Below are 25,155 nucleotides of genomic sequence, written 5' to 3'. Positions count from 1 at the left end.
ACAGAAGATTGTGGGCAAGGATCTGTGACTGAGTGGAACCCAGCGGGTGAGGAGCACGGCGCGCAGGGTTTCGTTTCACCCTGCGGCAGCGCCTCGGTTCGCTACTTGGTGCCGTCCCCGCAAGTCGTCACCTGTTTCACATGAGGTCTCCCAACCAGGCGGCCAGCATAGAACTCGGGTGCCTTACCCAGCTCTTCTTCGAACTCGTCACCGGAATATAAGCGCTCGGCCGTCCTTACCCAGCCCACGGCGTCTCGGTCTACGAAAGCGATGAGGGCCCCAGCTGCCGAATCGACCGGCTCCAACTTGCCCTCCACGTAGTACTTTAGGTGCTCTTCGGTGAGCACCACTTCGCTGCATGGCGCCAAATTTAGGTCATCGACATTGACGAAATGCACCGCTGGGTCCTCGCCTCGAGGCCTTGTCCGCACGGACAAGACAAGTTCCAGGTTGGAAACTGGATCAGGTGACCTGTTCATGAGATGCAGTTCCCACGCATCTGGATTCGTGCCGTCCAGGTCTTCCCAGAAGGAGACACGCGACGCCTGATCCTGCTTGTCCCGCTTCGCATCATCGCGGGACTGCTCCAGCTGGTCTCCGACCACCAGGGCTTGATAATAGGTAGCCACGCCCGTGAAGAGCAGCGTTCCGATACCCGCGACGACCGCAACGACCGTTCCAAGCCTGGCCCAATCGACTCGCACCCTCCCTCGCTCGGCAGGCTGATGGCGTATCGTCAGCCGATCTCGCCTGGTACGCAGCCGCCCCAGTCGTGCGCTCGCCCGTCCACTGCTCGTGTCCGACATTGGCACCCCCTTCGCCCTTGCCTCACAGGACGCAGCGGAGACGACTGTGGATGCAGGCATGACCGAGCTAAGTTATCGATTAACCCGCTGACCAGGCCCTGTGTTGCTGGCGCTCCCCTGGCCGCCCGTGCTGAAAGGAGCCGCGCATGACTGCTGTGATCCACCGCCGTTGATGTCAGCTGTGAATGTCAGTTCCTCCGCTCGGCTCCTCTACGGCCGCCGGTAGGCAGACGGATCGACCCCTGGCTCCGGCTCCCTCCTGAAAGCCAGGTAGGCGGGAGCCTCAGGATCACCAACCTCCAAGAGGGCGAACAGATCGAGGTCATGCCTCGCGAACCGGTGGAGGTACTGGAGGAAGAGCTCCAACTCCTCCCCCGACAGCGGCTCATCATGTCTCTGGTTGCGCACTCACTCACGATACGAGCCGCAGCCACCCAAGGCATGTGGAGGGCTGCTTTGTAAGCCTGGCGCCGATCACTGAACCGTCATCGCACGTCATCGACTGTGCCGTGGTGCTTAGCGGCTGAGGGGGTGCCGGAACCGCTACAAGCTCCGGCTGACCGTGGTTGACCGCTCGATCTGGCACGGATCTGGCACGCGGGGACACAATGGGCGAGATGAGGCGAAGCGTGTGCCCTCGTCTCCGCTCAGAGACGGCCCACGGAGTATCGCTGGCAGCCGTTGACAGACAGCCCTCTAGTGGTTCAGGCAGACCGGGACTCAGCTGGCTAGCCCAGCCGGGGTCGCCGTGAGGAGTGGGCGCGCGTCATTGCAAGAGTGGCCGCGACGGCCCGGTCACCCTTTGCTTCATGAGCAACCACCCTCTCGTCGTAGTGGAAGCCCCGGACGAACGAGGCCTGCGGGCCGTGCGTGTGCGGGACGACACCGTCGGCCAGGCATGGTCGCCGCGCGGCCTGCAAAGGCTCTTGCGGCGCGCGGGTCTGCCGGACATCGATCTGGACAACCCCGACCGCGTCCACTGGGTGGCGGACAAGTCTCATTGGCCTGACCGCCCATGTCGGAGACGCGCTGCCGGCATGCTGGTGGCGATGGGGCTTCTGGTATCCGCCGCAGTGCTGTTCCACGTGGGCACGACGGACGCATTCAACGCGCTGGCGTACGGCGGACGCGTCGTAGGAGTCATCTTCGTGGCAGCAGCACTGGTGGAGGTGGCCGCGGTTCTAGCGGTGTACGACTACTGGGGAAAGAGGGCCGTGCGCTACTCGGGCGCGGCAGTCCTGCTCGGCGTTGGCACCGTAATGGTCACGAACCTGATGTTTCTGATCACGCAGATCCAGGGCGGCTCGTACACACCGTTTCTCTGGCTTTGGATCGGCCTGATGCTCTGGGCGGCCGGGGCGATGTGGACGCTGACTCGGCAGAAGGTATGGCAAAGAATCCCGTACCCAAAGGGCGTCGCGATGAGCGTTGTCGTTTCCGGAGTCGTTGGAATCACCGGCCTCACCTATTCACAGATGTACGTGCCTTACTCCACTCCTGTAAAGGTTCCGTTCAGAATCTCCTTCGGCGACCCCATCACGAGCGCAGACGGGAAGTCACTTCAAGTCCCAGCACATTTCGAATTCCGCAACTCCGGATCAGTGAGAGTCTATGCAGTAGGCACCCTTTGGACCATCCGAGGATATCCGACCAAATTCAACCCGAAGGGCAGTGGGATGAATGATTGGAAGCGTGAGATGTGGGATTGGGGCACCACGCTCAGACACGTCAGTTACTCTCCGTCTCACATGCTGGCCACTGGGAACATTGTGAGTCCGGGTGCTCGACTCGATCCCGGCGTTGACTTCTCTGGAGATGCCGTCGTCGATGTTCCTTTGCGATCCGGCTTTGGTCGCATCGAGATGACAGCGACCGTTTCCTATGTCAGGGCCGACCGAGGCAAGCTAGGAAATAACTACGTAGACTCTTACGAGGCTTCCTGGGATACGAATACAAAAGACGAGAGACACCTTCGGGACGCACCCAACTGGGTAGCAAACCCAGGGGACGAGTTCTACCGCTATCATTCCAAAATTTACCATAGTAGCGAAATGCTGAATCTGACACACGCTACGGACTATGCGGCGGCGTGGTGGGTGCTTCCGAAATGGCAAGAGGGGAAATACTTCGCTAACGGCGACACCGACCCATACCTAAATGTATCCATCTCCCGAGACCCGGATGGCGAGGAGACCCTTAATGATTCAGAGCAGGAACCATACGGCATGACTACGATTACGCTATCGATTCAACGCACATTCGACCAGCTCCAGAAGGCAGCAAGGAAATAGCGGCGCCAACACCGCTCATCCCCTCCACGAGTGCATGCAGGCCGCCGCTGCCACGGCGTGAACACCGCCTTAGGAGTTCGATCGGGTGGGCCTGACACGGCGTTGCTGTACCTCCACACACCACCTTCTCCCGCCTTCCCAGGCCATCAGTGCCTCCCGACCCGATACAGGGTCGTCGGCGCGCACGCGGTGGGCGAGGGGGCGTGCGTCTCACACGTTTCAGGAGGCCAGCAGCTTGCAGGAGCACTGTCGTCCCTCATCAGTCCACGAATAGGCGCGGCGCGCCATCGGTGCGAGTCGGCGAACTCTGGCCGTGCCACGGCAGCTCGTCGCTGTGCTCGCAGCCCACCGAGCTACGCAGCAACGGCGACGAGAGACGCTCGGACTCACCTGGACTGAGGACGGCTACGTGTTCGGAACGGACAGTGGCGAGCAACGCAGCGCGTTCACTGTGCGACGTACCTTCAGAGCGCTGCTGGAAGCCGCGGGGTTCATTCATCACGGTCACCGGGCGATCGGCGAGGCGCGGCCGTAGCGTGCCGTGGACTCAGCCGATCCGGCGGTAGCGCCGCTCCGGCCGCCCCGTCCCCCCGTACCGCAGCGTCACCTCCACCCGGCCCGTCTCCGCGAAGTACTCCAGATACCGTCGCGCGCTGACCCGGGACAGTGAGCCCGCCGCCGCGCACTCCGAGGCCGACAGGTCGCCGCCCGGGTGTTCCCGCAGGATGCGTTCCACCAGCTCCGCGGTGTGCGGCGCCAGGCCCTTGGGGAGTTCGCGTGAGCCCGGCGGGCGGGCGCCGAAGATCTGGTCGACGTCCTCCTGGCGCGCCTCGCCCAGACGGTCGAAACGGGAGCGCAGCGCGGCCACATGCCGCAGCTGTTCCTGCAGCGCCGCCTGGTTGAAGGGCTTGATCAGATAGTGCAGCGCGCCCGCCCGGAGGGCGGAGCGGACGATCCCCGCGTCCCTCGCGGCCGTGATGAACAGGGCGTCCACGCTCGGGCGCCCGTCGCGCTCTTCCGCCGCGCGCAGCTCCCTCAGCACGCTGATCCCGTCCTTGTCGGGCAGATAGATGTCGAGCAGTACGAGGTCGGGCCGGAGCCGCTCGGCCGCGCGCAGCGCTTCGGCGCCGCTGTGGGCCACCCCGACGACCGTGAAGCCCTCCGTCGCGGACACATAGCGGCTGTGCAGCTTGGCGACCATGAAGTCGTCGTCCACCACCAGCACGTTCACCGGGATTCACCTCGCGGGACGGTCCCCCCGGGCTTGCGTCCCTGCTTTTCCGACCGGGGGTCCGGGGGTTGTCCCCCGGGAGAGCACAGCGTCACGCCGTCACGCTAGGCCGCGACCACAACGACCACAACGTCCGTTGATTCCGGAAGAGAGACAGCTTCTTAACGCGCAGGCAACATGTGGGCCACTTCACACGTTCCCCATTCTCCTTGGAAAGGCGGCACACGTGCGATTGCGCACCCCCCTCGCCCTGCTCGGGGCGGCATTGCTGGTGCTCGTGGGGCCGCCGCTGCTCACCGCAGGCAGTGGCGCCGACACCGGTACACAGATCCCCGGCCTGCGGTTCATGGTCCCCAACACGCCCGGCGGCGGATACGACATCACCGCCCGTACGGCGTCCAAGAACGCCGAGGACGCCGAACTCACCCACAACATAGAGGTGTTCAACCTGCCGGGCGCCGGCGGCACCGTCGGCCTGACCCGTCTCGTCGGCGAGCACGGCAACGGCAAGATCGCCATGTCCATGGGCCTCGGCGTCGTCGGCGCCGTCCACGCCAACAAGTCGCCCAAGACCCTCGCCGACACCACCCCGATCGCCCGGCTCACCGAGGAGCAGGACATCGTGGTGGTCAGCAAGGACTCGCCGTACAAGACCATCGACCAGCTGCTCACGGCCTGGAAGAAGAACCCGGGCAAGCTCCCGGTGGGCGGCGGCTCCTCGCCCGGCGGGCCCGACCATCTCGCGCCCATGCTGATGGCGCAGGCGGCCGGGATCGCCCCCAAGACCGTCAACTACATCCCCTTCGACGGCGGCGGCGAGCTGCTCGCCTCCATCCTCGGCAACAAGGTCGCCTTCGGTGTCTCGGGCGTCGGCGAGTACCTCGACCAGATCACGTCGGGCGAGCTGCGACTGCTGGCCGTCACCGGTCCGACGCGGGTCCCCGGCCTGGACGCTCCCACCCTGCGCGAGGCCGGACTCGACACCGACTTCACCAACTGGCGCGGCGTCGTCGCCCCACCCGGCCTCTCCGACGCCGAGCGCGACAAGCTCGTCGTCCTCTTCGAGAAGCTGCACGACTCCCCGCAGTGGAAGGAGTCGCTGAAGAAGAACGGCTGGGACGACGCCTTCCTCACCGGCGAGACGTTCGGTGACTTCCTGGCAGAGCAGGACAAGAGCGTGGACTCGGTACTGAAGGAGCTCGGGCTGTGACCACAGGCGCCGCCGGAACAGAGCCCGGAACAGAGCCCGGAAACGAGACCGGAAACGAGACCGGAACAGAGACCGAGAACCCCGCCGCGCACCGCCCCTGGCGGTCCTGGCTGCGCGAACACTCCGAACTCGGCGTCAGCGTGCTGCTGTTCGTCATCGGGCTGCTCGTCCTGACCGACGCGCTCACGATGGATGTCGACATCGCCCAGCGTGGGCCCGTCGGGCCCAAGACCGTTCCCGTCGTCGTCGGCATCGGCCTGCTGGTCGTCGCCGCACTGCTCGCCGTCGACGTCCTGCGCGGCGGCCGTGGCGAGGCCGAGGGCGGCGAGGACATCGACCTCAGCGAGCCCGGCGACTGGCGCACGGTCCTGCTCCTGGCGGGCGTCTTCCTCGCCTTCGCCGTACTCATCGGCCCGATCGGCTTCCCCGTCGCCGGAGCGCTGCTCTTCTGGGGCTCCGCCTTCGCCCTCGGCAGCCGCCACTACGACCGCGACCCGCTCATCGCCGCGGCCCTCTCCCTGGTCACCTACTTCGTCTTCAACAACCTGCTCGGTGTTCCGCTGCCGGGTGGCCCGCTGATGGGAGTGCTGTAGCCGATGGACTCTCTCCACTCCCTCCTCGACGGCTTCGGCACCGCGCTGACCCCCGTCAATCTGCTCTGGGCGGCGATAGGCGTGCTGCTGGGCACGGCGATCGGCGTACTGCCCGGCATCGGCCCGGCCATGGCGGTGGCGCTGCTGCTGCCCGTGACCTACGGACTCGAGCCGACCGGCGCGTTCATCATGTTCGCCGGTATCTACTACGGCGCGATGTTCGGCGGCTCCACGACGTCGATCCTGCTGAACACTCCCGGTGAGAGCGCGGCCGTGGTCGCCGCCCTCGAAGGCAACCCCATGGCGAAATCCGGACGCGGCGCACAGGCGCTCGCGGCCGCCGCCGTCGGCCACTTCGCCGGTGGCATGATCGGCACCATCCTGCTTGTCGTCCTCGCCCCGACCGTCGCCGAACTGGCAGTGGACATCGGCGCTCCCGACTACTTCGCGATCATGGTGCTGGCCTTCATCGCGGTGACGTCCGTGCTGGGTTCGTCGCGTATCCGCGGACTCGCGTCCCTGCTGATCGGCCTCACTCTCGGCCTCGTCGGCCTGGACCAGATGACCGGCCAGCAGCGGCTCACCTTCGGCTCGCTCCAGCTCGCCGACGGCATCGACGTGGTGATCGTCGCCGTCGGCCTCTTCGCGATCGGCGAGGCACTGTGGGTCGCGGCGCATCTGCGGCGCAGCAGCGGCGAGCCCATCCCGGTCGGCCGGCCCTGGCTCGCCAAGTCCGACGTCAGGCGGACCTGGAAGTCCTGGCTGCGCGGACCCGTCATCGGTTTCCCGTTCGGTGCGATCCCGGCCGGCGGCGCCGAGATCCCGACCTTCCTGTCGTACGTCACCGAGAAGCGGCTCTCCCCGCACAAGGAGCAGTTCGGCAAGGGAGCCATCGAGGGTGTGGCGGGGCCGGAGTCGGCGGCCTCTGCCTCCGCGGCGGGCACGCTCGTCTCGATGCTGACGCTCGGTCTGCCCACGACCGCCGTCGCGGCCGTGATGCTGGCCGCCTTCCAGCAGTACGGAATCCAGCCGGGACCGCTGCTCTTCGAGCGCGAGCCGGACCTGGTGTGGGGCCTGATCGCCTCGCTCTTCGTCGGCATGGTGCTGCTGCTCGCCCTGAATCTGCCGCTGGCCCCCCTCTGGGCGAAGCTGCTGCGGATTCCGCGCCCGTACCTCTACGCCGGAATCCTGTTCTTCGCGGCAGTCGGCGCGTACGCGGTCGGCGGCGAGGCGCTCGATCTGGTGATCCTGCTGATCATCGGCCTGATCGGCTTCGGTATGCGGCGGTACGGACTGCCGGTGCTGCCTGCGGTGATCGGCGTCATCCTCGGCCCGGCCGCCGAGCAGCAGTTGCGCCGTGCGCTGCAGATCAGCGACGGGAGTGTGACCGGCCTGGTCAACACGCCCTTCTCGGTGACGGTGTACGCCGTGATCGTGGTGCTGCTGGCCTGGCCCTGGCTGAAAAAACTGATCATGCGCCGTCGTAACGTGTCGGTATGACCGAGGACATCCGCCCCGCCACCGCCGACGACGTACCTGTGGTGAAAGCCGTGACCGATGCGGCCTATCACCACTACATCGAACGGATCGGCCGCGTGCCCGTCCCGATGCTGGCGGACCACGCGGCCGAGGTGGCGGCGGGGAGGGTGTTCGTGGTCGGCGATCCGGTCCGGGGCGTCATCGTCCTGGTGCCGGAGGCCGACCACCTCTTCCTGGACTCGATCGCGGTCCACCCGGACGCCCGTGGCACCGGGCTCGGCCGGCTGATGCTGGCCTTCGCGGATACGTACGCGCGTGAGCTGGGCCTGAGTGAGATCCGGCTCTACACGAACGCGCTGATGTGGGAGAACCAGAAGATGTACCCGCGCTACGGGTACGAGTTCGTCGAGCGGCGCACGGACGGCCCGTACGACCGCTTCCACTACCGCAAGTCGCCGGCCCGGGGCTCGGACCACTGAGCGCACCGGGGCGGGATCCACACCGGCTTCCCGCCCCGGTGCGCTCAGTCGGCAGTCCGTCCCCGGGCGACGCTCCACCGGCAGCCGGGCGGGCCGGCCCGCGGCCCGCGCCGGAGTCGGGAGCACCGGCGTTCGCCGGCTACGCGTCGTCGGTGTGAGCGAGCAGACCGGTCAACTCGCCCTTGTGGGCGAGCAGTTCGAGCTCGTCGAGAGCCCGCTCGGCATGGTCGGCGGCCTTCGGGTCGCGCGCGGCGAGGCCACTGGCAGCGAACTCGTCCTCGTCCAGGCGCAGCACCGACGCTCCGTCGGCGGACACCCACAGATCGAGATCCAGGTCCTCGACGGTCAGTACTCCGGTGGTCACCACGGTGGGCCGGGTGATGTCGCAGTACCAGCCCTTCAGCGTGCCCTCACCGGTGCGGACCTCCTTCACCGCGTACCAGCGGTCACGCCAGTAGTGCTCGGTGAAGACGTCGCCCGGCTCGAACCGGACGAAGCCGAAGTCGCGGGTGCCTGGCGCCGCCCAGGGCGCGCGGACCACCACATGCGTACCGTCGTCGGCGAGCAGTGCCGCCGGGTACCGGATCTTTGTCTCACCCGCCTTGACCAGCCGTACCTCAACCGAGGGTGCGGACATGACATACCTCCGTCGTACAGAACTCGGAAACGTGGTGCACGCGCACGATACGAGCCCGCCACGTGGTCTCGCCTCCCCATTTCCGGCGTGGGAGTGCGGCGTGGGGGAGAATCCGCGTGTGACCTTGAAGATCGCCATTGATGCCGACGCGTCCGCAGCGCCGTACGAACAGCTCCGCACCCAGATCTCCGAGCTGGCGCGGTCGGGTGCGCTACCGGTGGGGTACCGGCTGCCGACCGTACGGGGACTCGCGGAGGATCTCGGGCTCGCCGCCAACACCGTCGCGAAGGCCTACCGCGCCCTGGAGACCGACGGAGTGATCGAGACCCGGGGGCGGAACGGCACGTTCATCGCGGCGGCGGGAGATGCGGCCGAGCGCCAGGCTGCCGCGGCGGCGGCAGCCTATGCGGAGCAGGCGCTTCGCCTGGGCCTGAGCCGCGCCGCCGCACAGGCGGCGGTGGAGGATGCGCTGCGCGCGGCGTACGGCAGCTGATGTCCTCGGCCGGGGCTTGGTCCCGGTCCCTGTACGCCTTCCGGGCGTGTCCTCCCTCGCCGGACGGGCTGGATTCTCCCGCCCGGCGAGGGAGACCCGGGTTCACAGATACAGGCCCGCGTCCACGCCCTCGTGCTGGGAGGGCACCGAGGCCGGGCTGTTGCCGCGGCGCAGTGCGTACAGCTCGGCCAGCGTCGCGCCCTCGCGGCCGACGCCCTCCTCCGTGCCCAGCCAGTGCACCGACTCCTTGCGGGTCAGCGCGCCCACCTCGATCCTGGCCAGGCAGCGGCCCGGGCGGACCACCGCCGGGTGGAGCCGTTCCAGGTCCTCGTTGGTCGTCACGCCCACCAGGACGTTACGGCCCTGGCCCAGCAGACCGTCCGTCAGATTGAGCAGCCGGGACAGGGCCTGGCCCGCGGTGTGCTTGGCCTCGCCGCGGATCAGCTCGTCGCAGTCCTCGAGCAGCAGCAGCCGCCAGCGGCTGCTGGACGTGCCCTCGTCCTCGCCGATCGCGATGTCCATCAGATAGCCGACGTCGTTGAAGAGCCGCTCCGGGTCGAGTACGCAGTCGACCTGGCACCAGTCCCGCCAGGAGCGGGCCAGTGTCCGCAGTGCGGAGGTTTTGCCCGTCCCCGGCGGGCCGTGCAGCAGCAGCAGCCGGCCCGCGATGTCGTCGGGCGTCACCTTCATCAGCCGGTCCATCGCATCGGCCACCGGCGCCGTGTAGTTGGGGCGGACCTCTTCCCAGGTCCCGGCGGCGATCTGGCGGGTGGTGCGGTGCGGGCCACGCCGCGGCGACACGTACCAGAACCCCATGGTGACGTTCTCGGGCTGCGGTTCGGGATCGTCCAGGGCGCCTTCCGTCGCCTGCCCGAGGACCTTTTCGGCGAGCTCGGAGCTGACCGCCGTGACGGTGACGTCGGCGCCGCGGTTCCAGCGGGAGATCAGCAGCGTCCAGCCGTCGCCCTCGGCGAGTGTGGCGCTGCGGTCGTCGTCACGGGCGGCGCGCAGCACGGAGGCCGCCGGTGGCAGCAGCGTGGCGCCGGGCTTGACGCGGTCAATGGTGGAGCTGTGGGAGTACGGCTGCTCGCCCGTCGCGAAGCGGCCGAGGAACAGCGCGTCGACGACGTCCGAAGGTGAATCGCTGTCGTCGACGTTGAGCCGGATCGGCAGAGCGTCCTGAGGCTTGGCAGACATGGGCCCATGATCTGCCACAGGACCGCTGAACGCACGGACTTTTGACCGGTCGTATGAGGTGTACGCCCCCAAGGGCGGGTGTACGCCCCCGGGAGCCGGCGGCGGCCGACCACCACCGGCCCCGGGGGCGCGCTCTTCCCGCCTCAGCCGCGGACCCCGCCGAGCAGCCCGCCGGCCCACCGGGCCCGGCGCACCAGGGCGTAACCCTTGGTCAGCGCACGGTCCTTGGCGAAAATGCGGGCGATGGACCGCCCCACGATCAGCTGCTCGAACTCCTCGATGCCGGTGCCGCGCCGCACGGTCACCCGCCGCAGCGCATACGGCCCCTGCCGGGGCAGGGCCAGCGCATTGCCGACGGCGAGCGACTGTGCGAAACCGGCCGCGCGGACGGCCCGCCGCACCCGGCGGCTGGAGTATCCGTAGGGATAGGCGAAGGAGACCGGCGCGGCCCCCAGCTCGTCCGCGACGATGTCCCGGCAGCGCACCGTCTCGTACCGGAGCCGGCTGTCGTCGAGCTGGTCCAGCTGCGGATGGGTGTGGGTGTGACCGCCGATCTCCATGCCCGCGGCGGCCAGTTCGCGCACCTGGTCCCAGTCGAGCATGGTGCCGAGCGCGCCGCCCTCGTCGTACGGCCCTTGCAGCCAGCCGGTCGCGGCGAACAGGGTGGAGGCGAAGCCGTGCTTGGCGAGGACGGGGAGGGCGTGCCGGTGCACGCCCTCGTAACCGTCGTCGAAGGTGATCAGCACGGGCCGTCGCGGCAACGGCAGTCCGCCGCCCGACCGCCAGGCGGCGCCCAGCTGTGCGGTGGTGAGGGGAGTGAACCCGCGCTCGCCGAGCAGCTCCATCTGCTCGGCGAAGGCGTCGGGGGAGACGGACAGTCCGTACGCGGCCTTCGCCGGCCGGTGACCGACGGCGTGGTACATCAGGATCGGTACGGGCTGCGCGGGTGGCCCGGACCGGGCGGACCTTGCGGGCTGTTTCACCCGGACGTGCCTCCTCCCGTGACGGGTGCGGGTGTGACAGGCAGGGACGTGATCGGGCCTGACGAGAACGTGGCGCCGCCCCCGCGGGCACGTACGCTCCCGACCGCATAGCCGCCCGCGGCCGCCGCGACTCCTGCGACGATCGCGCCTGCCCGGCCCGCGCCGCCCCGCCGGCCCAGCAACGCGTCGCGCAGCCCCCGTACGACTCCGGCCGGCAGGACCCGTGTGGTGTAGCGGCGCTCGGACTCGAGTCCCTTGTCCGCGCCCACGCTTCGGGCCACCAGCGCCTTGGACAGGCCCTCGGCGTAGGTGCGGGTGCGGAAGTACCCGAACCCTTCCCGGCCGGCCGGGACCTTGTGGTGGATCACCGCGCGGTCGTCGATCAGCAGCACTGCCTCCGGCAGCGCACGGGAGAGCCGGATGCACAGCTCGGTCTCCTCGCACCCCAGCGGCCGTTTGTCGCCGTCGCGCCCGATCCCCGTGGCAAAGCCGCCCGAGGCGTCGAACGCGCGGCGCCGGAAGGAGGCGTTCCCGCCCAGGACGTTGCGCACCTGCACCTTTCCCCGGGGCAGTCCCCGGTAGGTACAGCCGACGACCCAGTCGAACTCCTCGGGGAACCAGGCCGGCCTGCGGCCCGACGCCCAGGCGGGCATGGTCCGTCCTCCGACGGCCATCACCCGCCGGTCGTCGTATCCCGCGGCGAAGAAGCGCAGCCAGTCGCGCTCAGCCACGGCATCGTCGTCGAGGAAGGCGACGAATTCGCCGCGGGCTGCGGCGATTCCGGTGTTGCGGCCGGCGGAGAGGCCGCGGGGGCCCGCGTTGGCGAGCACCCGCACCTCCTGACCGTCGACCGCGGCTTTCCGGTGCTGCCCGTACTCGGCGGACGCGCCGGGCACCCTCGACTCCGCGTACTCCTCGTATTCCTTGTACTCCTTACGGAGCCGCTCCAGCAGCGCCGTGTTGTGGTCGACCACCAGCAGCGTCTCGAGAGCCGGCAGTGACTGGCGTCGTACGGAGTCGACGGCCGCGAGGATGTCCTCCCAGCGGTCCTCGGTGTACACGCAGATCACCACGGAGAAGTGGTGCTCGCTCAAGAGACCCCTCCCCGAGGCATCCTGATGCTGAGCGCGGGCGGGCGACGGCGCGCGGCCCCGCGTACCCCCTTCTCCTTCATGATCACCTTCAGGACGCGCAATCCGTCCCGCACGGCTCTGAGGTTGCTGACGCCGTGTATGCGGAGGTACTCGTGGCTGGGTACCTCCTGCACCCGCAGACCGGCCTTGACCACCCGGATGTTCATCAGGGTCTCGATCTCGAAACCGGTGCAGTCCAGGGTGATGCTGTCCAGGCAGTGCTTCCAGAAGGCGTTGTAGCCGTAGCAGAGATCGGTGTAGCGGGCCCCGAACTTGGCGTTGACGACGGCGCACAGGACCCGGTTGCCCAGCTTGCGGACCGGGGTCATGTCGTCGGTGCCGCCGCCGTTGGCGAAGCGCGAGCCCTTGGCGAAGTCGGCACCCGAGACCAGGGCCGAGACATAAGAGACGATCTCCTGGCCGTCGGCCGAGCCGTCGGCGTCGACCATCACGATGATGTCGCCGGTGCAGGCGGCGAATCCGCTGATGAGGGCATCTCCCTTGCCCTTTCCCACCTGCTTGACGACCTTGACGTCCGGCCACAGTTCGCGGGCGACCTGGACGGTGCTGTCGGTGGAATTCCCGTCCACCAGCACGACTTCATGAATCCAGTCGGGCAGGGTCTTGAAGACGTACGGGAGATTCTCCGCCTCATTCATTGCGGGGATCACGACACTCACGGGCGGAGTGATCGCGAGATGTGAGGAGATCGGCCGGTAGCCGGCGGATATTCGGCCGACTCCCTCCAGTGATCCTTCCGGTTCGGCGGCGGTCCTTTCAGTGGTGTCTCCATTGCGCGACGGCTCGGTCAATGGATCTTGCCCCGGCACCGCCGGGTGCAGCACTGAGCTCATGAGTCTTTTTCCCTCTCCACCGGTGGACCGCCCGCCCCCGGGCAGTCCGGATGAGTGTCCGGTTCGAAAGGGGGGTTCTTCTCACCCCGCCCATGACGGAACAAAGCTCCCAACCTGGTGGGTGAGCTGGCACAACTGGCCGCGCGGCGTACGGCTCGGATGGAGCACGAAAACCGAGCACGGCACCCCCCAACCGCGCCCCGCTCCAGTCCCATCGCGACGCTTGAGCCCTCCCCTGGAGCCGCTTTGCATGATGGACCGTTGCGGGTGAATGTATGACGGTATTGATAATTAGGACTGTATGGCAAGACCTGGAACATGGCCTCGCTTTTTTACTTCTTTCGTACTGAATCGGCGGTCAGATGTGGAACCGTCCCGATCAGATTCTCTTGATCCCTTTCAGGAATCGATCACCGGGATTGATCAGTTCCGGGTTCCGTATTCGCCGCCCGAGCGCCCCGAGAAAGAGAAGAGCGGTGATCGTGGAGACCGCCGTGATTCCCCCGCCGACCGTCAGGACGTGCAGGGACGACAGGATCTGAGCGATCAATAGATCGATGACGACGGCCCCGCCCGCCGCCGCGGAGGCACGGGCGGCCGGGTCCGCTCGGGGCAGCGCCGCGGCAACTCCGGCGGCCGGTCCCGCGAAGAGGAAGAAGAGGACGAACGGCGCGCGCAGCGGCGACTCCACGTCGGCGAGCGCCAGTGCGACGCCGACCCCCGAGACGGCGAACGCCCCGCCCGCGAGCACCGGCGGCAGGTCGGTCCGCACCGCCGCAGGCGTGTCACTGATCCTCTGCATGACCGACTTTGCCCCTCAATGCACCGGATGCCGTGCCCCATGCTCCGGAGCTGCCGACGCATCGTCAAGAAGTCCTCACCGAAACTCTTTGGCATGGGCACTTCCGGTGAAGTATGTGGCCTGCTACGAAAGTTGTGGCAGAGATCCTGCTAAAGGGAGGTTCCATGAAACTGTCCCGAATCGCGGCATTCTCATCCTCACTCCTCCTCGGCGCTGTCCTCACTCTCACCGGAGCCGGCCAAGCACAGGCCACGGACACCGCACTGGCACTGGACTACGTGGCCCTCGGCGACTCCTACTCCTCGGGCGTCGGGGCCGGCAGCTACGACAGCGGCAGCGGCAACTGCAAGCGCAGCAGCCGTGCCTTCCCCAAGCTCTGGGCGGCCGCACATTCACCCTCGTCGTTCGCGTTCACCGCTTGCTCGGGCGCTCGTACGGGTGATGTCACGGCCGGTCAGCTCGGCCCGCTCAGCTCCTCGACCGACCTCGTCTCCCTCACCGTCGGCGGCAATGACGCGGGCTTCTCCGACGTCATGACCACATGCGTCCTGCAGTCCGAGTCCAGCTGTCTCAGCCGGATCGCAACGGCCCGCGCGTACGTGGACTCCACCCTGCCCGGCAAGCTCAACCAGGTGTACTCGGCGATCAGAGCCAAGGCCCCGGCGGCCCAGGTCGTCGTCCTCGGCTATCCCCGCTTCTACAAGCTCAGCGGCAACTGCGTCGGCGGTCTCAGTGAGAAGGAACGGTCCGCGATCAACGCGGCCGCCGACTACCTCAACGCCGCGATCGCCAAGCGCGCGGCCGACCACGGGTACGACTTCGCGGATGTCGTACCGCCCTTCACCGGGCACGAGATCTGCTCCGGCTCGGCCTGGCTGCACAGCGTGAACTGGCTCAACATCGGCGAGTCCTACCACCCCACGGCGGCCGGGCAGTCCGGCGGCTATCTGCCCGTCTTCACCTCCCGGGCCTGACCCGACCGCTCCCGACCGCTCCCGACCCGACCGAGCCGGCTCCGTCCTCACCAGCTCACTGCGAGCCGGCTCCGTCCGATCCTGTTCCGTCCGATCCAGCTGTGTCCGCCGTGTAGGAGCCCTCGTCCGACGGGGTCTCCTGCTCGCATGTCACCGAGAAGTCGATCCAGCCGGAGCGCACCTCGACCGGACTCCGTACTTCCACGCGGATCCGGTCGTGGTGCCTCTCACCCTGCTTGTAGGTCAGCTCGATGTGGCTGACCTGCTTCTGCCGTCCGTCCCCCGCCGCGAAGCGCAGCGACTTCCAGCCGGGGTCGGAGCTCTCACCGCTCAACGTCGCCCAGCGGTACTCGACAGCCGCCGGGGTCCGGCCCACCGTGATCGTGGCACGGAAGGCCGGAGCCTCCGCCTCGGGTGGCGGGCAGGTGCCCGAATAACTGCCCTGCACCGTCTGGGCGTAGACCTGCACGGTCTGGGTCGGCGGCGTGTCCGTACCGCCGTGGGCGCCGCTGTCTCCGCTGCCCCCGTCGGTTCCGTTGTTTCCACTGCTCCCGTTGGTTGTGCCGCCGTCCGTACCGGCGCCGCCCGTACTGCTGCCGCCGTCCGTACCCGTGCCCGGGGTGGTGGCGCCGGGGGGAGCGGAGCTGCGCGAGCTTCCGCCCGCGGGCACCGCGCTGCCACCGGTGTCCGATCCGCCGCGGTCCTTGCCGTTGTTGACCAGGGCCCAGGAGAGACCGCCCACGCCGAGCAGCAGCGTCGCCACCCCCGCGGCCACGACGACCGTTGCCCGCCGCGAGCGGTTCTGCTGCACGACACCGGTCGTGGCCGTCCCGGAGGAACCGGTCGTGGCCGCCCCGGAGGACGACGGCGGACCGAACGACCCCGCGGCCGGGGTGGCGGACGAGGCCGCCACCGTCGGGCTGTAGGCGCCGGGTGCGGGTTGTGGGGATGCCGTACGCGCCGTGCCGCCCGCGCCCACCACCCGCAGCCGGCGTTCGGCCTCCTGCGCCGACAGCCGGTCCGCCGGATCCTTGCGCAGCAGCCCCTCGATCACCGGCTCGAGTGCGCCGGCTCTGCGCGGCGGCGGTAGTTCCTCGTCGACGACGGCCCGCAACGTGCTCAGCGGGGTGTTCTGCCGGAACGGGGTGTTGCCCTCGACCGCGGCGTACAGCAGCACCCCGAGCGCCCACAGATCCGACTCCGGCCCGGGGCTGCGCCCCAACGCCCGCTCGGGGGAGAGGAACTCGGGAGAGCCGATCAGCTCGCCCGTCATGGTCAGGTGGGAGGTCCCCTCGACCGTCGCGATCCCGAAGTCCGTGAGCACCACGCGGCCGTCATTGCCGATCAGTACGTTCCCGGGCTTCACATCACGGTGCAGCACACCGGCCTCGTGTGCGGCGCGCAGGGCCGCGAGAACCTCCGCACCGATGTGCGCGGCGCGCTGCGGGGTGAGGGGCCCCTCGGCGTCGAGCACATCGGAGAACGTGAGCCCGCGCACCAGCTCCATCACGATCCACGGCCGGCCGTCCTCGGTGGCGACGTCGTAGACGGTCACCACATTGCGGTGCGAGATCCTGGCCGCTGCCCAGGCCTCCCGCTCCAGGCGCGCGTACAGCCGCTGTTCGTCGGAGTTCCCGAGAGCGGCGGGCGCGCGAACCTCCTTGACGGCGACCTCGCGTCCCAGCACCTCGTCATGGGCGCGCCACACCACGCCCATGCCGCCTTCGCCCAAGGGGCTCAGCAGGCGGTAGCGCCCCGCGATCAGCCGCTCAATGCCCGGCACTTCGCTCACATCGGGCCCCCATCCGTAGCAGAGCAACTACACCAAGTTAGCTCACGCAAGAGCTGTTGCCGCCCCCTTGAGCGCCAATCCACACCCGAGGGCGAGCACCACGCAGGCCGTGCCCAGCGGCAGCGCGCGGTGTGCGGCGGAGAACAGCCGGCCCTTGCGGCGGCCCCGTACGGCGAGCAGTCGGGCCGCGCGCTCGCCGAAGTGGACCGCTGCGAAGCCGGCGGCGGCGAGGGTGAGGGCGAGCCCTGCGCCGTACGCGAGGACGAGCAGCAGACCGAACCAGGCCCTGCCCAGCGCGGCGGCGCCGACGAGGACGACAACGGCGGAGGGGCTGGGGACGAGTCCGCCGGCGAACCCGAGCAGAAGGGTGGAACGGAGGCTCAGGGCGCGGTGGTCGTGGCTGTGGGTGTGCCCGTGCCCATGGTCGTGGCTGTGCCCGTGGTCGTGCCCATGGTCGTGGTCGTGCCCATGGTCGTGGCCGTGTCCGTGCCCATGGTCGTGGCCGTGTCCGTGCCCGTGGGAGTGCGTGTGCCCGTGCGCTTGGCCGCGGTTCTTCCAGGCTCTGCGCACCAGCACCGCCCCCGCCCCGGCCACCAGTGCTCCGCTCGCGACGCCCAGCCACGCCACAACGGACGGCGCCGCCGCCGAGCCCGCGGCGATCAGCGCGCCGAGCGCGAACACCCCGAGCGTGTGCGTGATCGTCACCGAGGCGCCCAACGAGAGGACGTCGCGCAGGGAGTTCCGCCCGCCCGCCGCCGCGGCGGCCGCCATCACGGTCTTGCCGTGACCGGGCGCGAGCGCGTGCAGCGCGCCGAGAAGAACCGCGATCGCCAGGGCCAGGGCGGCGAATCCCGCGGTCAGTTCACGCCGGGACACCAGCCCGGTCAGCGCCTGCGTCCAGCGGTCCGCGCCGCGCGGCAGTACGGAGGCCGGGGGTGCCGCGCCCTCCTCCGCGACCGCCGGGGCGCCGCCCGGGGTGACGGACAGCGCGGCCGTCCTGCTGTCCGGCGGTGACGACAGCTGCCCTTCCGGATACTGGGTCAGCCGGCGCGAGACCGACGCCTTCGGTACGTCCGAGTCCGTGAGCGTCATCCGGTCGCCGCGCGCGGTGATCTCCCGCCAGCCCGGAACGTCGCCGCCCGTCGCCTCGAACCCGACGGTGTGCCGCCCCTTCGGCAGCGTGGCGGTCAGCCGGCACTCCACACGCAACGTCGGCAGCCCCGCCTGCCCGGGGCGCACCTCGGCTGCGCCCGCGCCGAGGGTGAGCGCCGTGGAGCGACCGTCCACCGTGACCCGGCTGTCGCGCGCCGCGTCCCGGCACCGGTCGCCGGCCCAGGAGGACAGCTCGGCCGGGGACATCTTCTTGTCGCCGTTCCGGTCGATCCCGGAGCGCGCCTGCGCGGCCGGTATCTCGGCCAGATCCTCTACATGGTCGACGTTCAGCAGGCCGGGCGCGACGAGCAGCCCGTCGTAACGGTTGACCGTGAAGTTCCCCAGGGGATGTGCGGCGGCCGTCCCGGCGGGCAGCACCGCGAGTGCCGCCCCGGCGACGAGAACCGCCGCGCCCACCGCGCTCGTACGCCTCCTCATGAAGCCTCCAGTGCCTTCAGAGCGGCACGGGCCGCACGTGAACCGATCGGTGAGAAATGGGGGTTGATGTCGAGTGCGGCGGTGAGTGAACGCCGGGCGGGATCCGTACGGTCCGCAGCGCGTTCGATCATGCCGCGGTGGTACAGGAACAACGCGTTGCGGCAGCCGGGCGGCGCGGACTTTCCGAGGTACGCAAGAGCCTCCGTGGAGCGGCCGTTGACATGCAGCGCCCAGGCCAGGGCGTCCGCCGTGTGCACGGTCTGCCGCTGCTTCCACTCGGCACGGGCAGCACGCAGCGCCTCGGCCCGGTCACCGTGGTCCGCCAGGGCCAGCGCGGTGTCCAGATCGGTGTCCACACCGTTGGCGCGGGCCAGTTCGGTCCACGTGCCGATCAGTTCGTACTGGGCACGCGCCTCGGCCGTACGCCCCCGAGCCTGGTGGAGCTCACCGAGGGCGACCAGCTGCCCCGGCAGCGGCAGCCGCTGCACCACCGCTTCGAGCCCGCGCTCGGCCCCCTTCAGGTCGCCCTGCGCGGCCCGAGCGCGGGCCCGGCCCTCCAGGGCGGGCAGATAACGGGGGTCTGCGCGCAGCGCGGTGGTGAAGTGCCGCAGCGCGGGAGGGTACGCGCCCTGGCTCCACTCCAGCTGGCCGAGGGCGGTGGCCACGTACGCCGTGTCGCCGGGCGAGGAGGCCGAGTCCAGCGCACGGCCGAGTACCCGGCGGGCTCCCTTGATGTCGCCGCGCAGCTCCAGTACGTACGCGTAGCGCGTGAACACGGGAATGCCGGGGCGGCGGCCGTCCGCTTCCTCCGCCGCCGCCAACGCCTTGGAATAGCTGCCCAGTTCGACGAGAGCATCGATCCGTGAGGCGAGAGCCCGCTCGCTGAACGGATTGACCTTCAGTGCCGCTTCCGCGTCCCGCAGCGCGCCACGGAAATCGTGCCGCGCCGCGGCGAGCGCGGCCCGCCCTGCCAGCGCGGCGTCATTGCCCCGCGGCTGGAGAGCGAGAGAACGGGCGAGTGCCTTGCCGGCCTGCGGATACCGGGTCGGGTCGCCGCCGGTCCTGGCCTGCTCGACATAGGCGGTGCCCAGGGTCGCCCATCCCCGGGCGTCCTTGGGCTGGTCCCGCAGGTGCGCCTGGAGGCCGGTGACCCCGCGAGCGAGATCACCGGCACCGATCCGGTCGAGCGGCGCGTCCGCGGCGGGTGCGGCGGTGCGGGTGGTACGGGGCGCCTCGTCCGCCCGGCCGAAGGCGAGGGCGCCCAGGGTGAGCACGACGGCGAGCGCCGCGGCGGGAAGGAGGATGCCCCGGCCCCGCGCCCCGGGGAGGGCGCGGGCGCGGTGTGTGAGCGCCGTCCAGGCGCCGGCGGCTGTCGGCCGCGGGCTCACGGCCGGGCCGGAAGCCGCGCTGGTTCCTGGCGCCCTTCGCGGGGACATGTGTCGGTCCTTTCGTTTCGCGGGTGCGGGAGGCCGGTGCCGGATCAGGCGTAGGTGTTCCGGCGCCGCAGCCGCAGCCAGTTGAGGCCCAGGCCGATGAGCAGCACGCCCGCACCGGCCGCCGCGGAGGCGATCATCGTCGTGTTGTCGTCGCCGGCGGAGCCGGCCACTGGCGCACCCCCGTTGAGCAGGCTGCTGCCCTTGGTCGCGGTGCCCTCGGCGAGCGGGCCGCGGGAGCCGGACGTGGGGAGTGCCACATAGGGGAAGCTTCCGCCGAACTTCTGGTCGTTCTCGTCGACCGCGTCGCCCAGGTCGTTCTTCTGGTCCAGCAGCTCGCCCTCGACGACCTGGAGCGCGATGTCCAGGACGTCGTCCGTCAGCCGCCGTCCGTTGGGGAATCCGGCGTTGTCGCCGTCGAGTACGCCCAGCCTCTTGGGCTCGGCGGTGGGCGGGACGGCCGTGTTGAGCCGCAGCATCTCCGCCGGGCGGACGTGCGGCGGCTTGTTGAGCTTGTCGACTCCGGTCAGGAACACCGAGACCAGGTCGTCACGCGGAGCGGCCGGGGCCTTGATCTTGTAGATGCCCTCGATCAGCTTCGGCAGTTCCGGCTCGGTGACGAACGGGAGGAACTGGGCGTCGTTCCACGGCGCGGACGCGTTGAACTTGTCCTTGTCCTTCACCGGTATGACGACCTCGTTGACGAGCGGCATACCGAGCCGGGACACCTGGGCCCAGTGGCCGCTCGCGCTCTTGCGCTGTGTCGTCGACCAGATGCCGACGACCGGCTGCTCCGCCGATTCGCGGATGTGCTCGGTCGGCACCTGCAGGGCGAGGGAGTTGACGTTGTAGCCCTTGAGCGTGTCGTTGCCGACTTCGGAGAGGTTCCCGCCGTACAGCAGATCGAAGACGCGCAGATCGAGGAAGAAGGGATCGTCGGCCTGCCCGGCGAACGCCGTGGCGCCGTTGGGGAGTTTATGCACCGCCTGGTCGCGCAGCGCCTGGTAGTCGGGCATGGACGCTTTGCCCACGTTCGAGGGGGCCACCGGCAGATCGTCCGCGATCTTCGTGGTGGACATCACATGCTGGTTCTTCAGCCTCAGCATGTCGATGTCGTAGGTCTGCGTGATGTTGAGGTCCGGGTCGTCGATGGTGGTGACGGGACCGGTGTTGAAGAGGAACGTATCGCCGTTCTTGACGTGGTCCTTGAAGGTCCACCGGTAGAGCAGATCGCCCTGGGCGTCGCCGTCGCTGTCGATGTGCACGTCGTACTGGGCGTCGTCGCCGAACTTGAAGAAGTTCGGGCCGCCCGCCGGCTCCTGGAAGGGCAGCCAGTTGGCCACGATCGTGGTGGTGTCGGGCTGGTCGGGGCTGACGAACGCGTACACGTCCGTGTTGTCGTACTGGGGCTGCCCGGAGATCAACGGGGCCTCACGGTGGCTGGAGGCGCTGGCCGACCCCGGCTCCAGCCCGGTCACTCCGGAGGCCACCAGACCTCCGGCGGCCAGCGCCACAAAGGTGAGTGCCGCGAGCCTGCTGAGCCCCCGCCCGCTGCTGCTGATTGCGGTCATCGAGTCCGTCCTTCGTACGAGTGCTGGTCGTGCTTCGATGCCAGCCATTCGGTGCGGAGGGCCGTTCGGATTGGTCGGAGGTGAGAAATTTTTGCTGACGCACTGTTTGCGCGGACGCGCTGTCCAACTCACCCTGAAATCAGATGGATTCGGAGAGTAGTCGTCAACTCGCGTACAGGGGAGGTGAATCCTGCGACCGGGATACGCGAGTGCCCCTACGGGGAGATAGGGTTAACCTGCCCGGGCCGGGTGCCCTCGTACGGGTGGGGAGTGACATGGAACAGATAACGGTGCGCAGCAGGCCGCGAGTGCCTGCGATCACGTGTGGGAGCAGCGCGACCAGCTCGCGCCTCGACCGCCATCTCTCGGTGCTCGGCGGCCCAGCCGTCCCGCTGCGCGAGACGGCCGAGGCGACGTCGCTGATGCTTGAGCTCACCTCGCGGGACGTGGCGCACACCCGAAAGAGCAAGAGCGCGCGGGTGTCGCTCTTCGCCCCGCTGCGGCGGCTGCGTCGTTCGCTGTTCGGCAGCCGCGGCTGACCGATTCCCCAGAGCGTTACGCGAACGCGCTCAGGCGACCACACCGTCCCGGCGCAGCGCCGCTGTCCCCTCATCCGTCATTCCCAGGGTCTTCAGCAGCGCGTCGGTGTGTTCGCCGAGTGCAGGAACCGCGCCCATCGGAGCCTCGGCTCCGCCGGGCAGATTGATCGGCGGCAGCAGGGCCCGCAGCGGCCCGACCGGTGAGTCCACCTCCCGCCACCGGTCCCGCGCCGCGAGCTGCGGATGCCCGGCCACATCCGTGACGCTGTTGAGCCGGGCGCATGCGATGCCTGCCGCATCCAGTCGGCGGACCGCCTCCCGGGTGTCCAGCAGCACCAGCGCCCCGGCCACCACCGCATCCGTCTTCGTCCGGTTCGCCGTACGGGCGGTGTTGGTCGCGAAGACCGGATCCTCGCCCAGCTCGGGCCGGCCGAGCACCTGGTCGGCCAGCCGCCGCCACTCCCGGTCGTTCTGTACCGACAGCAGCACCTGCCCGCCGTCCGCCGTGGGATAGGCGTCGTACGGAGCGATGACGGCGTGCGCGACACCCGTGCGCGCCGGGGCCTCACCCCCATGCATCCCGTAGTGCAGTGGATGCCCCATCCACTCGGCCAGCGATTCCAGCATCGAGATCTCCACCGGCCCGCCGCGCCCCGTGGTGCCCCGCCGCAGCAGCGCCGCCAGCACCCCCGAGAAGGCGTACATCGCCGCCGCGATGTCGGCCGCGGGAATCCCCGCCTTGACCGGATGTTCCGCCGTTCCGGTCACCGAGACCAGGCCTGCCTCGCACTGCACGAGCATGTCGTACGCCCGCTTGTGCGCGTACGGCCCCTCGGCGCCGTACCCGGAGATGTCCACGGCGATCAGCCGTGGGTGCGCGGCGCACAGGGTGGCCGCGTCCAGGCCGAGCCGGGCGGCTGCGCCCTGCGCGAGGTTCTGCACGAACACATCGGCATCCGCGATGAGTTGACGCACGATCTCGATACCGCGCGGGTCCTTCAGATCGACGGCGAGGGACTCCTTGCCGCGGTTGCACCAGACGAAGTGCGAGGCGAGCCCGCGGGCTGCGGTGTCGTAGTCACGCGCGAAGTCACCGCCGTCCGGCCGCTCGATCTTGATGACGCGGGCGCCGAGATCGGCGAGCTGACGCGTGGCGAAGGGCGCGGCGACGGCCTGTTCGACGGCGACGACCGTGATCCCGTCGAGGGGGAGTGGTTGGCTCATGAGCCGTGCCTATCGTGTATGTGCCACCTTTGTCACCCCCCTGCCTGCGTCCCCCCCACCTGCGTCACCGGTCGTTGTGCGCGAAGCGGCGCACGGCCAACGGCATGAACAGGGCAAGCAGTGCCAGCGACCAGCAGAGCGCTCCGGCAACCGGATGGGCCACCGGCCAGGCGGCGTCCGCCGGCGGCTGCGCGTTGCCGAACAGATCCCGTACGGCCGCGGTCACCGCCGAGATCGGGTTCCACTCGGCGACCGTGCGCAGCAGGCCCGGCAGATCATCCGTGGGCAGGTACGCGTTCGACAGCAGCGGAAGCATGAAGGTGGCGCTGCCCAGCTGGCCAGCGGCCTCCTCGCTCCGCGAAGCCAGGCCGAGCAGGATGCCGATCCAGGTGGTCGCGAAGCGGAAGAGCAGCAACAGTCCGAAGGCGCCTGCCGCTTCGAGTGGGGTCCCCTCGACCCGCCAGCCCATCGCGAGGCCGACGAGCAGCAGCGGAACCAGGCCGACAGCCGTGGTGAGCAGGTCGGCGACGGCCTGCCCGAGGGGGATGGCGGTCCGGCTCATCGGCAGGGTGCGGAAGCGGTCCATGACCCCGCGGTGGGAGTCCTGGGCGGCGGTGAACATCCCGGTCATGATGCCGTTCGCGGCGGTCGCCACCAGCAGGCCCGGCACCAGGAAGGCGCGGTACTCCTCGCCCGGCATCGCCATCGCGCTGCCGAAGACGTAGCCGAAGAACAGCAGGAACACGATCGGCATGGTCTGGGTCATGACCATGATGCTCGGAGCGTGCCTGATCCGTTGGAGATGGCGGCCGAGGACGGCGGTGCCGTCGTAGAGGATCGCGCTCATGCGACGAGCTCCTTGCGGTCGGTGAGACGGAGGAAGACCTCGTCGAGCGTCGGCGGGCGCAGAACGGCGTCGACGACGAGCACGCCGGCCGCGTCCAGCTCGCGGACGATACGGGGCAGGGTCAGCGAGGGGTCGGTGGCGACGGCTCCCACGGCTCGTCTCTCTGCGTTCAGGACGGGCTCGGAGCCGGTCAGCTGATCCAGTACGGCCGCGGCGGCGTGCAGCGCCGAGGCATCGCCGACCACCACCTCCGCATAGCTGCCGATCCGTGCCTTGAGTTGGGCCGGTGTGCCGTGGTGGGCGGCCCGGCCCTCGTCGACGAGGACGATGTTGTCGGCCAGCTGGTCGGCCTCCTCCAGATACTGCGTGGTGAGCAGCACGGTCGTGCCCTGGTGCGCCAACTGCCGTACGGCGTCCCAGATTTCGCCCCTGCTGTGCGGGTCGAGTCCGGTGGTCGGCTCGTCCAGGAACAGCACCCGGGGCCGGACGATCAGGCTCGCCGCGAGATCCAGGCGACGCCGCATGCCGCCGGAGTAGGTGCGGGCGGGTCGGTCGGCGGCGTCGGTCAGCTCGAACTGCGCCAGCAGTTCGGCCGCGCGCGACCTGGGTGCCCTCAGCAGCCGGGCGAACAGCCGCAGATTCTCGGCGCCGGTCAGATCGCCGTCGACCGAGGCGTTCTGCCCGGTGACGCCGATGTGCCGGCGCACGGCCGCCGGGTGGCGCCGCAGATCGTGCCCCGCGACCCGAGCGCTGCCCGCATCCGGGGCCAGCAGGGTCGTCAGCACCCGTACGGCCGTGGTCTTGCCCGCGCCATTGGGGCCGAGGACCCCGCAGACCGTGCCCTCGGGTACGGCGAGGTCCAGCCCGCGCAGGGCATGGACTTCACCGAACCGCTTCTCCAGTCCCTCACCAAGTACAGCGTACGTAGTCGTCATGGATCGACCATACCCGACTACGTACGCTGTACGTAACTAGGATGGTGAGCGAGGTGATGATC

At 69.3% G+C, this 25,155-nt stretch carries 24 protein-coding genes; 8 read left to right on the top strand and 16 right to left on the bottom strand.

Annotation, left to right across the window (positions count from 1 at the left end; translation table 11 throughout):
* Positions 1-101: 101 nt before the first annotated feature.
* Both OG883_RS19630 and OG883_RS19625 read right to left on the bottom strand, forming a co-directional pair.
* A complete protein-coding gene (locus OG883_RS19630) occupies positions 102-704 on the bottom strand; it encodes a hypothetical protein (protein WP_266542672.1) in 603 nt (200 codons plus the stop codon).
* Positions 705-1,016: 312 nt separating this feature from the next.
* The gene (locus OG883_RS19625) at positions 1,017-1,214 is read right to left on the bottom strand and encodes a hypothetical protein (RefSeq protein ID WP_266542671.1); all 198 of its coding nucleotides are present in this window, start codon (positions 1,212-1,214) and stop codon (positions 1,017-1,019) included.
* Positions 1,215-1,615: 401 nt separating this feature from the next.
* On the opposite strand from OG883_RS19625, the gene OG883_RS19620 reads away from it, so the two are divergent.
* On the top strand, positions 1,616-3,097 hold the full coding sequence (locus OG883_RS19620; RefSeq protein ID WP_266542670.1) for a hypothetical protein: 1,482 nt from the start codon (positions 1,616-1,618) through the stop codon (positions 3,095-3,097).
* A 547-nt stretch (positions 3,098-3,644) separates the two neighbouring features.
* Here the strand turns inward: OG883_RS19620 and OG883_RS19615 are convergent.
* The gene (locus OG883_RS19615; RefSeq protein WP_266549216.1) at positions 3,645-4,322 is read right to left on the bottom strand and encodes a response regulator; all 678 of its coding nucleotides are present in this window, start codon (positions 4,320-4,322) and stop codon (positions 3,645-3,647) included.
* Positions 4,323-4,554: 232 nt separating this feature from the next.
* Between OG883_RS19615 and OG883_RS19610 the strand changes: the two genes are divergently transcribed.
* The 4 genes from OG883_RS19610 to OG883_RS19595 all read left to right on the top strand — a co-directional run bounded on the left by OG883_RS19610 (position 4,555) and on the right by OG883_RS19595 (position 8,089).
* The gene (locus OG883_RS19610) at positions 4,555-5,538 is read left to right on the top strand and encodes a tripartite tricarboxylate transporter substrate binding protein (RefSeq protein ID WP_266542668.1); all 984 of its coding nucleotides are present in this window, start codon (positions 4,555-4,557) and stop codon (positions 5,536-5,538) included.
* A gap of 110 nt (positions 5,539-5,648) precedes the next feature.
* Positions 5,649-6,131 (top strand): tripartite tricarboxylate transporter TctB family protein, encoded by a 483-nt coding sequence (locus tag OG883_RS19605; RefSeq protein WP_266549213.1) that lies wholly within the window; start codon positions 5,649-5,651, stop codon positions 6,129-6,131.
* 3 nt (positions 6,132-6,134) lie between these two features.
* Positions 6,135-7,631 carry a tripartite tricarboxylate transporter permease gene (locus OG883_RS19600; protein ID WP_266542666.1) on the top strand — a complete coding sequence of 499 codons (1,497 nt, stop codon included), beginning with the start codon at positions 6,135-6,137 and terminating at the stop codon, positions 7,629-7,631.
* Positions 7,628-8,089, top strand: a complete 462-nt coding sequence (locus OG883_RS19595; protein WP_266542664.1) for a GNAT family N-acetyltransferase — start codon at positions 7,628-7,630, stop codon at positions 8,087-8,089. Before OG883_RS19600 ends, OG883_RS19595 begins: the two co-directional genes overlap by 4 nt.
* Before the next feature lie 139 nt (positions 8,090-8,228).
* On the opposite strand, the gene OG883_RS19590 is transcribed toward OG883_RS19595, so the two are convergent.
* Positions 8,229-8,726: a DUF402 domain-containing protein gene (locus OG883_RS19590; protein WP_266542662.1), complete on the bottom strand. Its 498-nt coding sequence runs from the start codon at positions 8,724-8,726 to the stop codon at positions 8,229-8,231.
* Positions 8,727-8,844: 118 nt separating this feature from the next.
* Here OG883_RS19590 and OG883_RS19585 point away from each other — a divergent pair, with 118 nt between their 5' ends.
* Positions 8,845-9,219, top strand: a complete 375-nt coding sequence (locus OG883_RS19585) for a GntR family transcriptional regulator (protein WP_266542661.1) — start codon at positions 8,845-8,847, stop codon at positions 9,217-9,219.
* A gap of 102 nt (positions 9,220-9,321) precedes the next feature.
* Here OG883_RS19585 and OG883_RS19580 read toward each other — a convergent pair whose 3' ends face one another.
* From OG883_RS19580 to OG883_RS19560, 5 genes are all read right to left on the bottom strand, one after another.
* Positions 9,322-10,416 (bottom strand): DUF5925 domain-containing protein, encoded by a 1,095-nt coding sequence (locus OG883_RS19580; RefSeq protein ID WP_266542660.1) that lies wholly within the window; start codon positions 10,414-10,416, stop codon positions 9,322-9,324.
* A gap of 143 nt (positions 10,417-10,559) precedes the next feature.
* Entirely contained in the window at positions 10,560-11,339 is a 780-nt protein-coding gene (locus OG883_RS19575; RefSeq protein ID WP_266549211.1) for a polysaccharide deacetylase family protein, read from the bottom strand.
* A 56-nt stretch (positions 11,340-11,395) separates the two neighbouring features.
* Complete coding sequence (locus tag OG883_RS19570; RefSeq protein ID WP_266542659.1) at positions 11,396-12,493, bottom strand: glycosyltransferase family 2 protein; 1,098 nt, start codon at positions 12,491-12,493, stop codon at positions 11,396-11,398.
* Positions 12,490-13,386, bottom strand: a complete 897-nt coding sequence (locus OG883_RS19565; RefSeq protein ID WP_266542657.1) for a glycosyltransferase family 2 protein — start codon at positions 13,384-13,386, stop codon at positions 12,490-12,492. Before OG883_RS19565 ends, OG883_RS19570 begins: the two co-directional genes overlap by 4 nt.
* A gap of 379 nt (positions 13,387-13,765) precedes the next feature.
* Entirely contained in the window at positions 13,766-14,188 is a 423-nt protein-coding gene (locus tag OG883_RS19560; RefSeq protein ID WP_266542656.1) for a hypothetical protein, read from the bottom strand.
* Between the two features lie 164 nt (positions 14,189-14,352).
* Between OG883_RS19560 and OG883_RS19555 the strand changes: the two genes are divergently transcribed.
* Positions 14,353-15,162 (top strand): SGNH/GDSL hydrolase family protein, encoded by an 810-nt coding sequence (locus tag OG883_RS19555; protein WP_266542654.1) that lies wholly within the window; start codon positions 14,353-14,355, stop codon positions 15,160-15,162.
* A gap of 55 nt (positions 15,163-15,217) precedes the next feature.
* On the opposite strand, the gene OG883_RS19550 is transcribed toward OG883_RS19555, so the two are convergent.
* From OG883_RS19550 to OG883_RS19535, 4 genes are read right to left on the bottom strand one after another with little or no spacing between them, the layout of a single operon-like run.
* The gene (locus OG883_RS19550; protein WP_266542652.1) at positions 15,218-16,954 is read right to left on the bottom strand and encodes a serine/threonine-protein kinase; all 1,737 of its coding nucleotides are present in this window, start codon (positions 16,952-16,954) and stop codon (positions 15,218-15,220) included.
* Positions 16,955-16,996: 42 nt separating this feature from the next.
* Complete coding sequence (locus OG883_RS19545; RefSeq protein WP_266542650.1) at positions 16,997-18,544, bottom strand: nickel transporter; 1,548 nt, start codon at positions 18,542-18,544, stop codon at positions 16,997-16,999.
* Positions 18,541-19,980, bottom strand: a complete 1,440-nt coding sequence (locus OG883_RS19540; protein WP_266542648.1) for a tetratricopeptide repeat protein — start codon at positions 19,978-19,980, stop codon at positions 18,541-18,543. Before OG883_RS19540 ends, OG883_RS19545 begins: the two co-directional genes overlap by 4 nt.
* 44 nt (positions 19,981-20,024) lie before the next feature.
* Positions 20,025-21,548, bottom strand: coding sequence for a DUF4331 domain-containing protein (locus OG883_RS19535; protein ID WP_266542646.1), 1,524 nt, complete (start codon positions 21,546-21,548; stop codon positions 20,025-20,027).
* Positions 21,549-21,823: 275 nt separating this feature from the next.
* On the opposite strand from OG883_RS19535, the gene OG883_RS19530 reads away from it, so the two are divergent.
* Positions 21,824-22,087 carry a hypothetical protein gene (locus OG883_RS19530; RefSeq protein ID WP_266542645.1) on the top strand — a complete coding sequence of 88 codons (264 nt, stop codon included), beginning with the start codon at positions 21,824-21,826 and terminating at the stop codon, positions 22,085-22,087.
* Positions 22,088-22,117: 30 nt separating this feature from the next.
* Here the strand turns inward: OG883_RS19530 and OG883_RS19525 are convergent, their stop codons facing one another.
* The 3 genes from OG883_RS19525 to OG883_RS19515 form a co-directional block, all read right to left on the bottom strand.
* Positions 22,118-23,311 carry a CaiB/BaiF CoA-transferase family protein gene (locus tag OG883_RS19525; protein WP_266542643.1) on the bottom strand — a complete coding sequence of 398 codons (1,194 nt, stop codon included), beginning with the start codon at positions 23,309-23,311 and terminating at the stop codon, positions 22,118-22,120.
* A gap of 64 nt (positions 23,312-23,375) precedes the next feature.
* Complete coding sequence (locus OG883_RS19520; RefSeq protein ID WP_266542642.1) at positions 23,376-24,158, bottom strand: ABC transporter permease; 783 nt, start codon at positions 24,156-24,158, stop codon at positions 23,376-23,378.
* Complete coding sequence (locus OG883_RS19515) at positions 24,155-25,093, bottom strand: ATP-binding cassette domain-containing protein (RefSeq protein ID WP_266542641.1); 939 nt, start codon at positions 25,091-25,093, stop codon at positions 24,155-24,157. Before OG883_RS19515 ends, OG883_RS19520 begins: the two co-directional genes overlap by 4 nt.
* Positions 25,094-25,155 lie beyond the last annotated feature (62 nt).

Origin of the sequence: Streptomyces sp. NBC_01142 (assembly GCF_026341125.1) — a bacterium.
Classification (GTDB): Bacteria; Actinomycetota; Actinomycetes; order Streptomycetales; family Streptomycetaceae; genus Streptomyces.
The sequence above is the reverse complement of the archived record's forward strand: the minus strand, read 5'-3'. Positions and strand labels throughout refer to the sequence as shown.

Bases quoted from the DNA above. Each gene is read 5' to 3' on its own strand.
- OG883_RS19525 (WP_266542643.1), bottom strand. From the start codon at position 23,311: ATGAGCCAACCACTCCCCCTCGACGGGATCACGGTCGTCGCCGTCGAA.
- OG883_RS19595 (WP_266542664.1), top strand. From the start codon at position 7,628: ATGACCGAGGACATCCGCCCCGCCACCGCCGACGACGTACCTGTGGTG.
- OG883_RS19535 (WP_266542646.1), bottom strand. From the start codon at position 21,548: ATGACCGCAATCAGCAGCAGCGGGCGGGGGCTCAGCAGGCTCGCGGCA.
- OG883_RS19565 (WP_266542657.1), bottom strand. From the start codon at position 13,386: ATGAGCTCAGTGCTGCACCCGGCGGTGCCGGGGCAAGATCCATTGACC.
- OG883_RS19560 (WP_266542656.1), bottom strand. From the start codon at position 14,188: ATGCAGAGGATCAGTGACACGCCTGCGGCGGTGCGGACCGACCTGCCG.
- OG883_RS19540 (WP_266542648.1), bottom strand. From the start codon at position 19,980: ATGTCCCCGCGAAGGGCGCCAGGAACCAGCGCGGCTTCCGGCCCGGCC.
- OG883_RS19545 (WP_266542650.1), bottom strand. From the start codon at position 18,544: ATGAGGAGGCGTACGAGCGCGGTGGGCGCGGCGGTTCTCGTCGCCGGG.
- OG883_RS19520 (WP_266542642.1), bottom strand. From the start codon at position 24,158: ATGAGCGCGATCCTCTACGACGGCACCGCCGTCCTCGGCCGCCATCTC.
- OG883_RS19620 (WP_266542670.1), top strand. From the start codon at position 1,616: ATGAGCAACCACCCTCTCGTCGTAGTGGAAGCCCCGGACGAACGAGGC.
- OG883_RS19555 (WP_266542654.1), top strand. From the start codon at position 14,353: ATGAAACTGTCCCGAATCGCGGCATTCTCATCCTCACTCCTCCTCGGC.
- OG883_RS19575 (WP_266549211.1), bottom strand. From the start codon at position 11,339: ATGTACCACGCCGTCGGTCACCGGCCGGCGAAGGCCGCGTACGGACTG.
- OG883_RS19580 (WP_266542660.1), bottom strand. From the start codon at position 10,416: ATGTCTGCCAAGCCTCAGGACGCTCTGCCGATCCGGCTCAACGTCGAC.
- OG883_RS19590 (WP_266542662.1), bottom strand. From the start codon at position 8,726: ATGTCCGCACCCTCGGTTGAGGTACGGCTGGTCAAGGCGGGTGAGACA.
- OG883_RS19530 (WP_266542645.1), top strand. From the start codon at position 21,824: ATGGAACAGATAACGGTGCGCAGCAGGCCGCGAGTGCCTGCGATCACG.
- OG883_RS19600 (WP_266542666.1), top strand. From the start codon at position 6,135: ATGGACTCTCTCCACTCCCTCCTCGACGGCTTCGGCACCGCGCTGACC.
- OG883_RS19515 (WP_266542641.1), bottom strand. From the start codon at position 25,093: ATGACGACTACGTACGCTGTACTTGGTGAGGGACTGGAGAAGCGGTTC.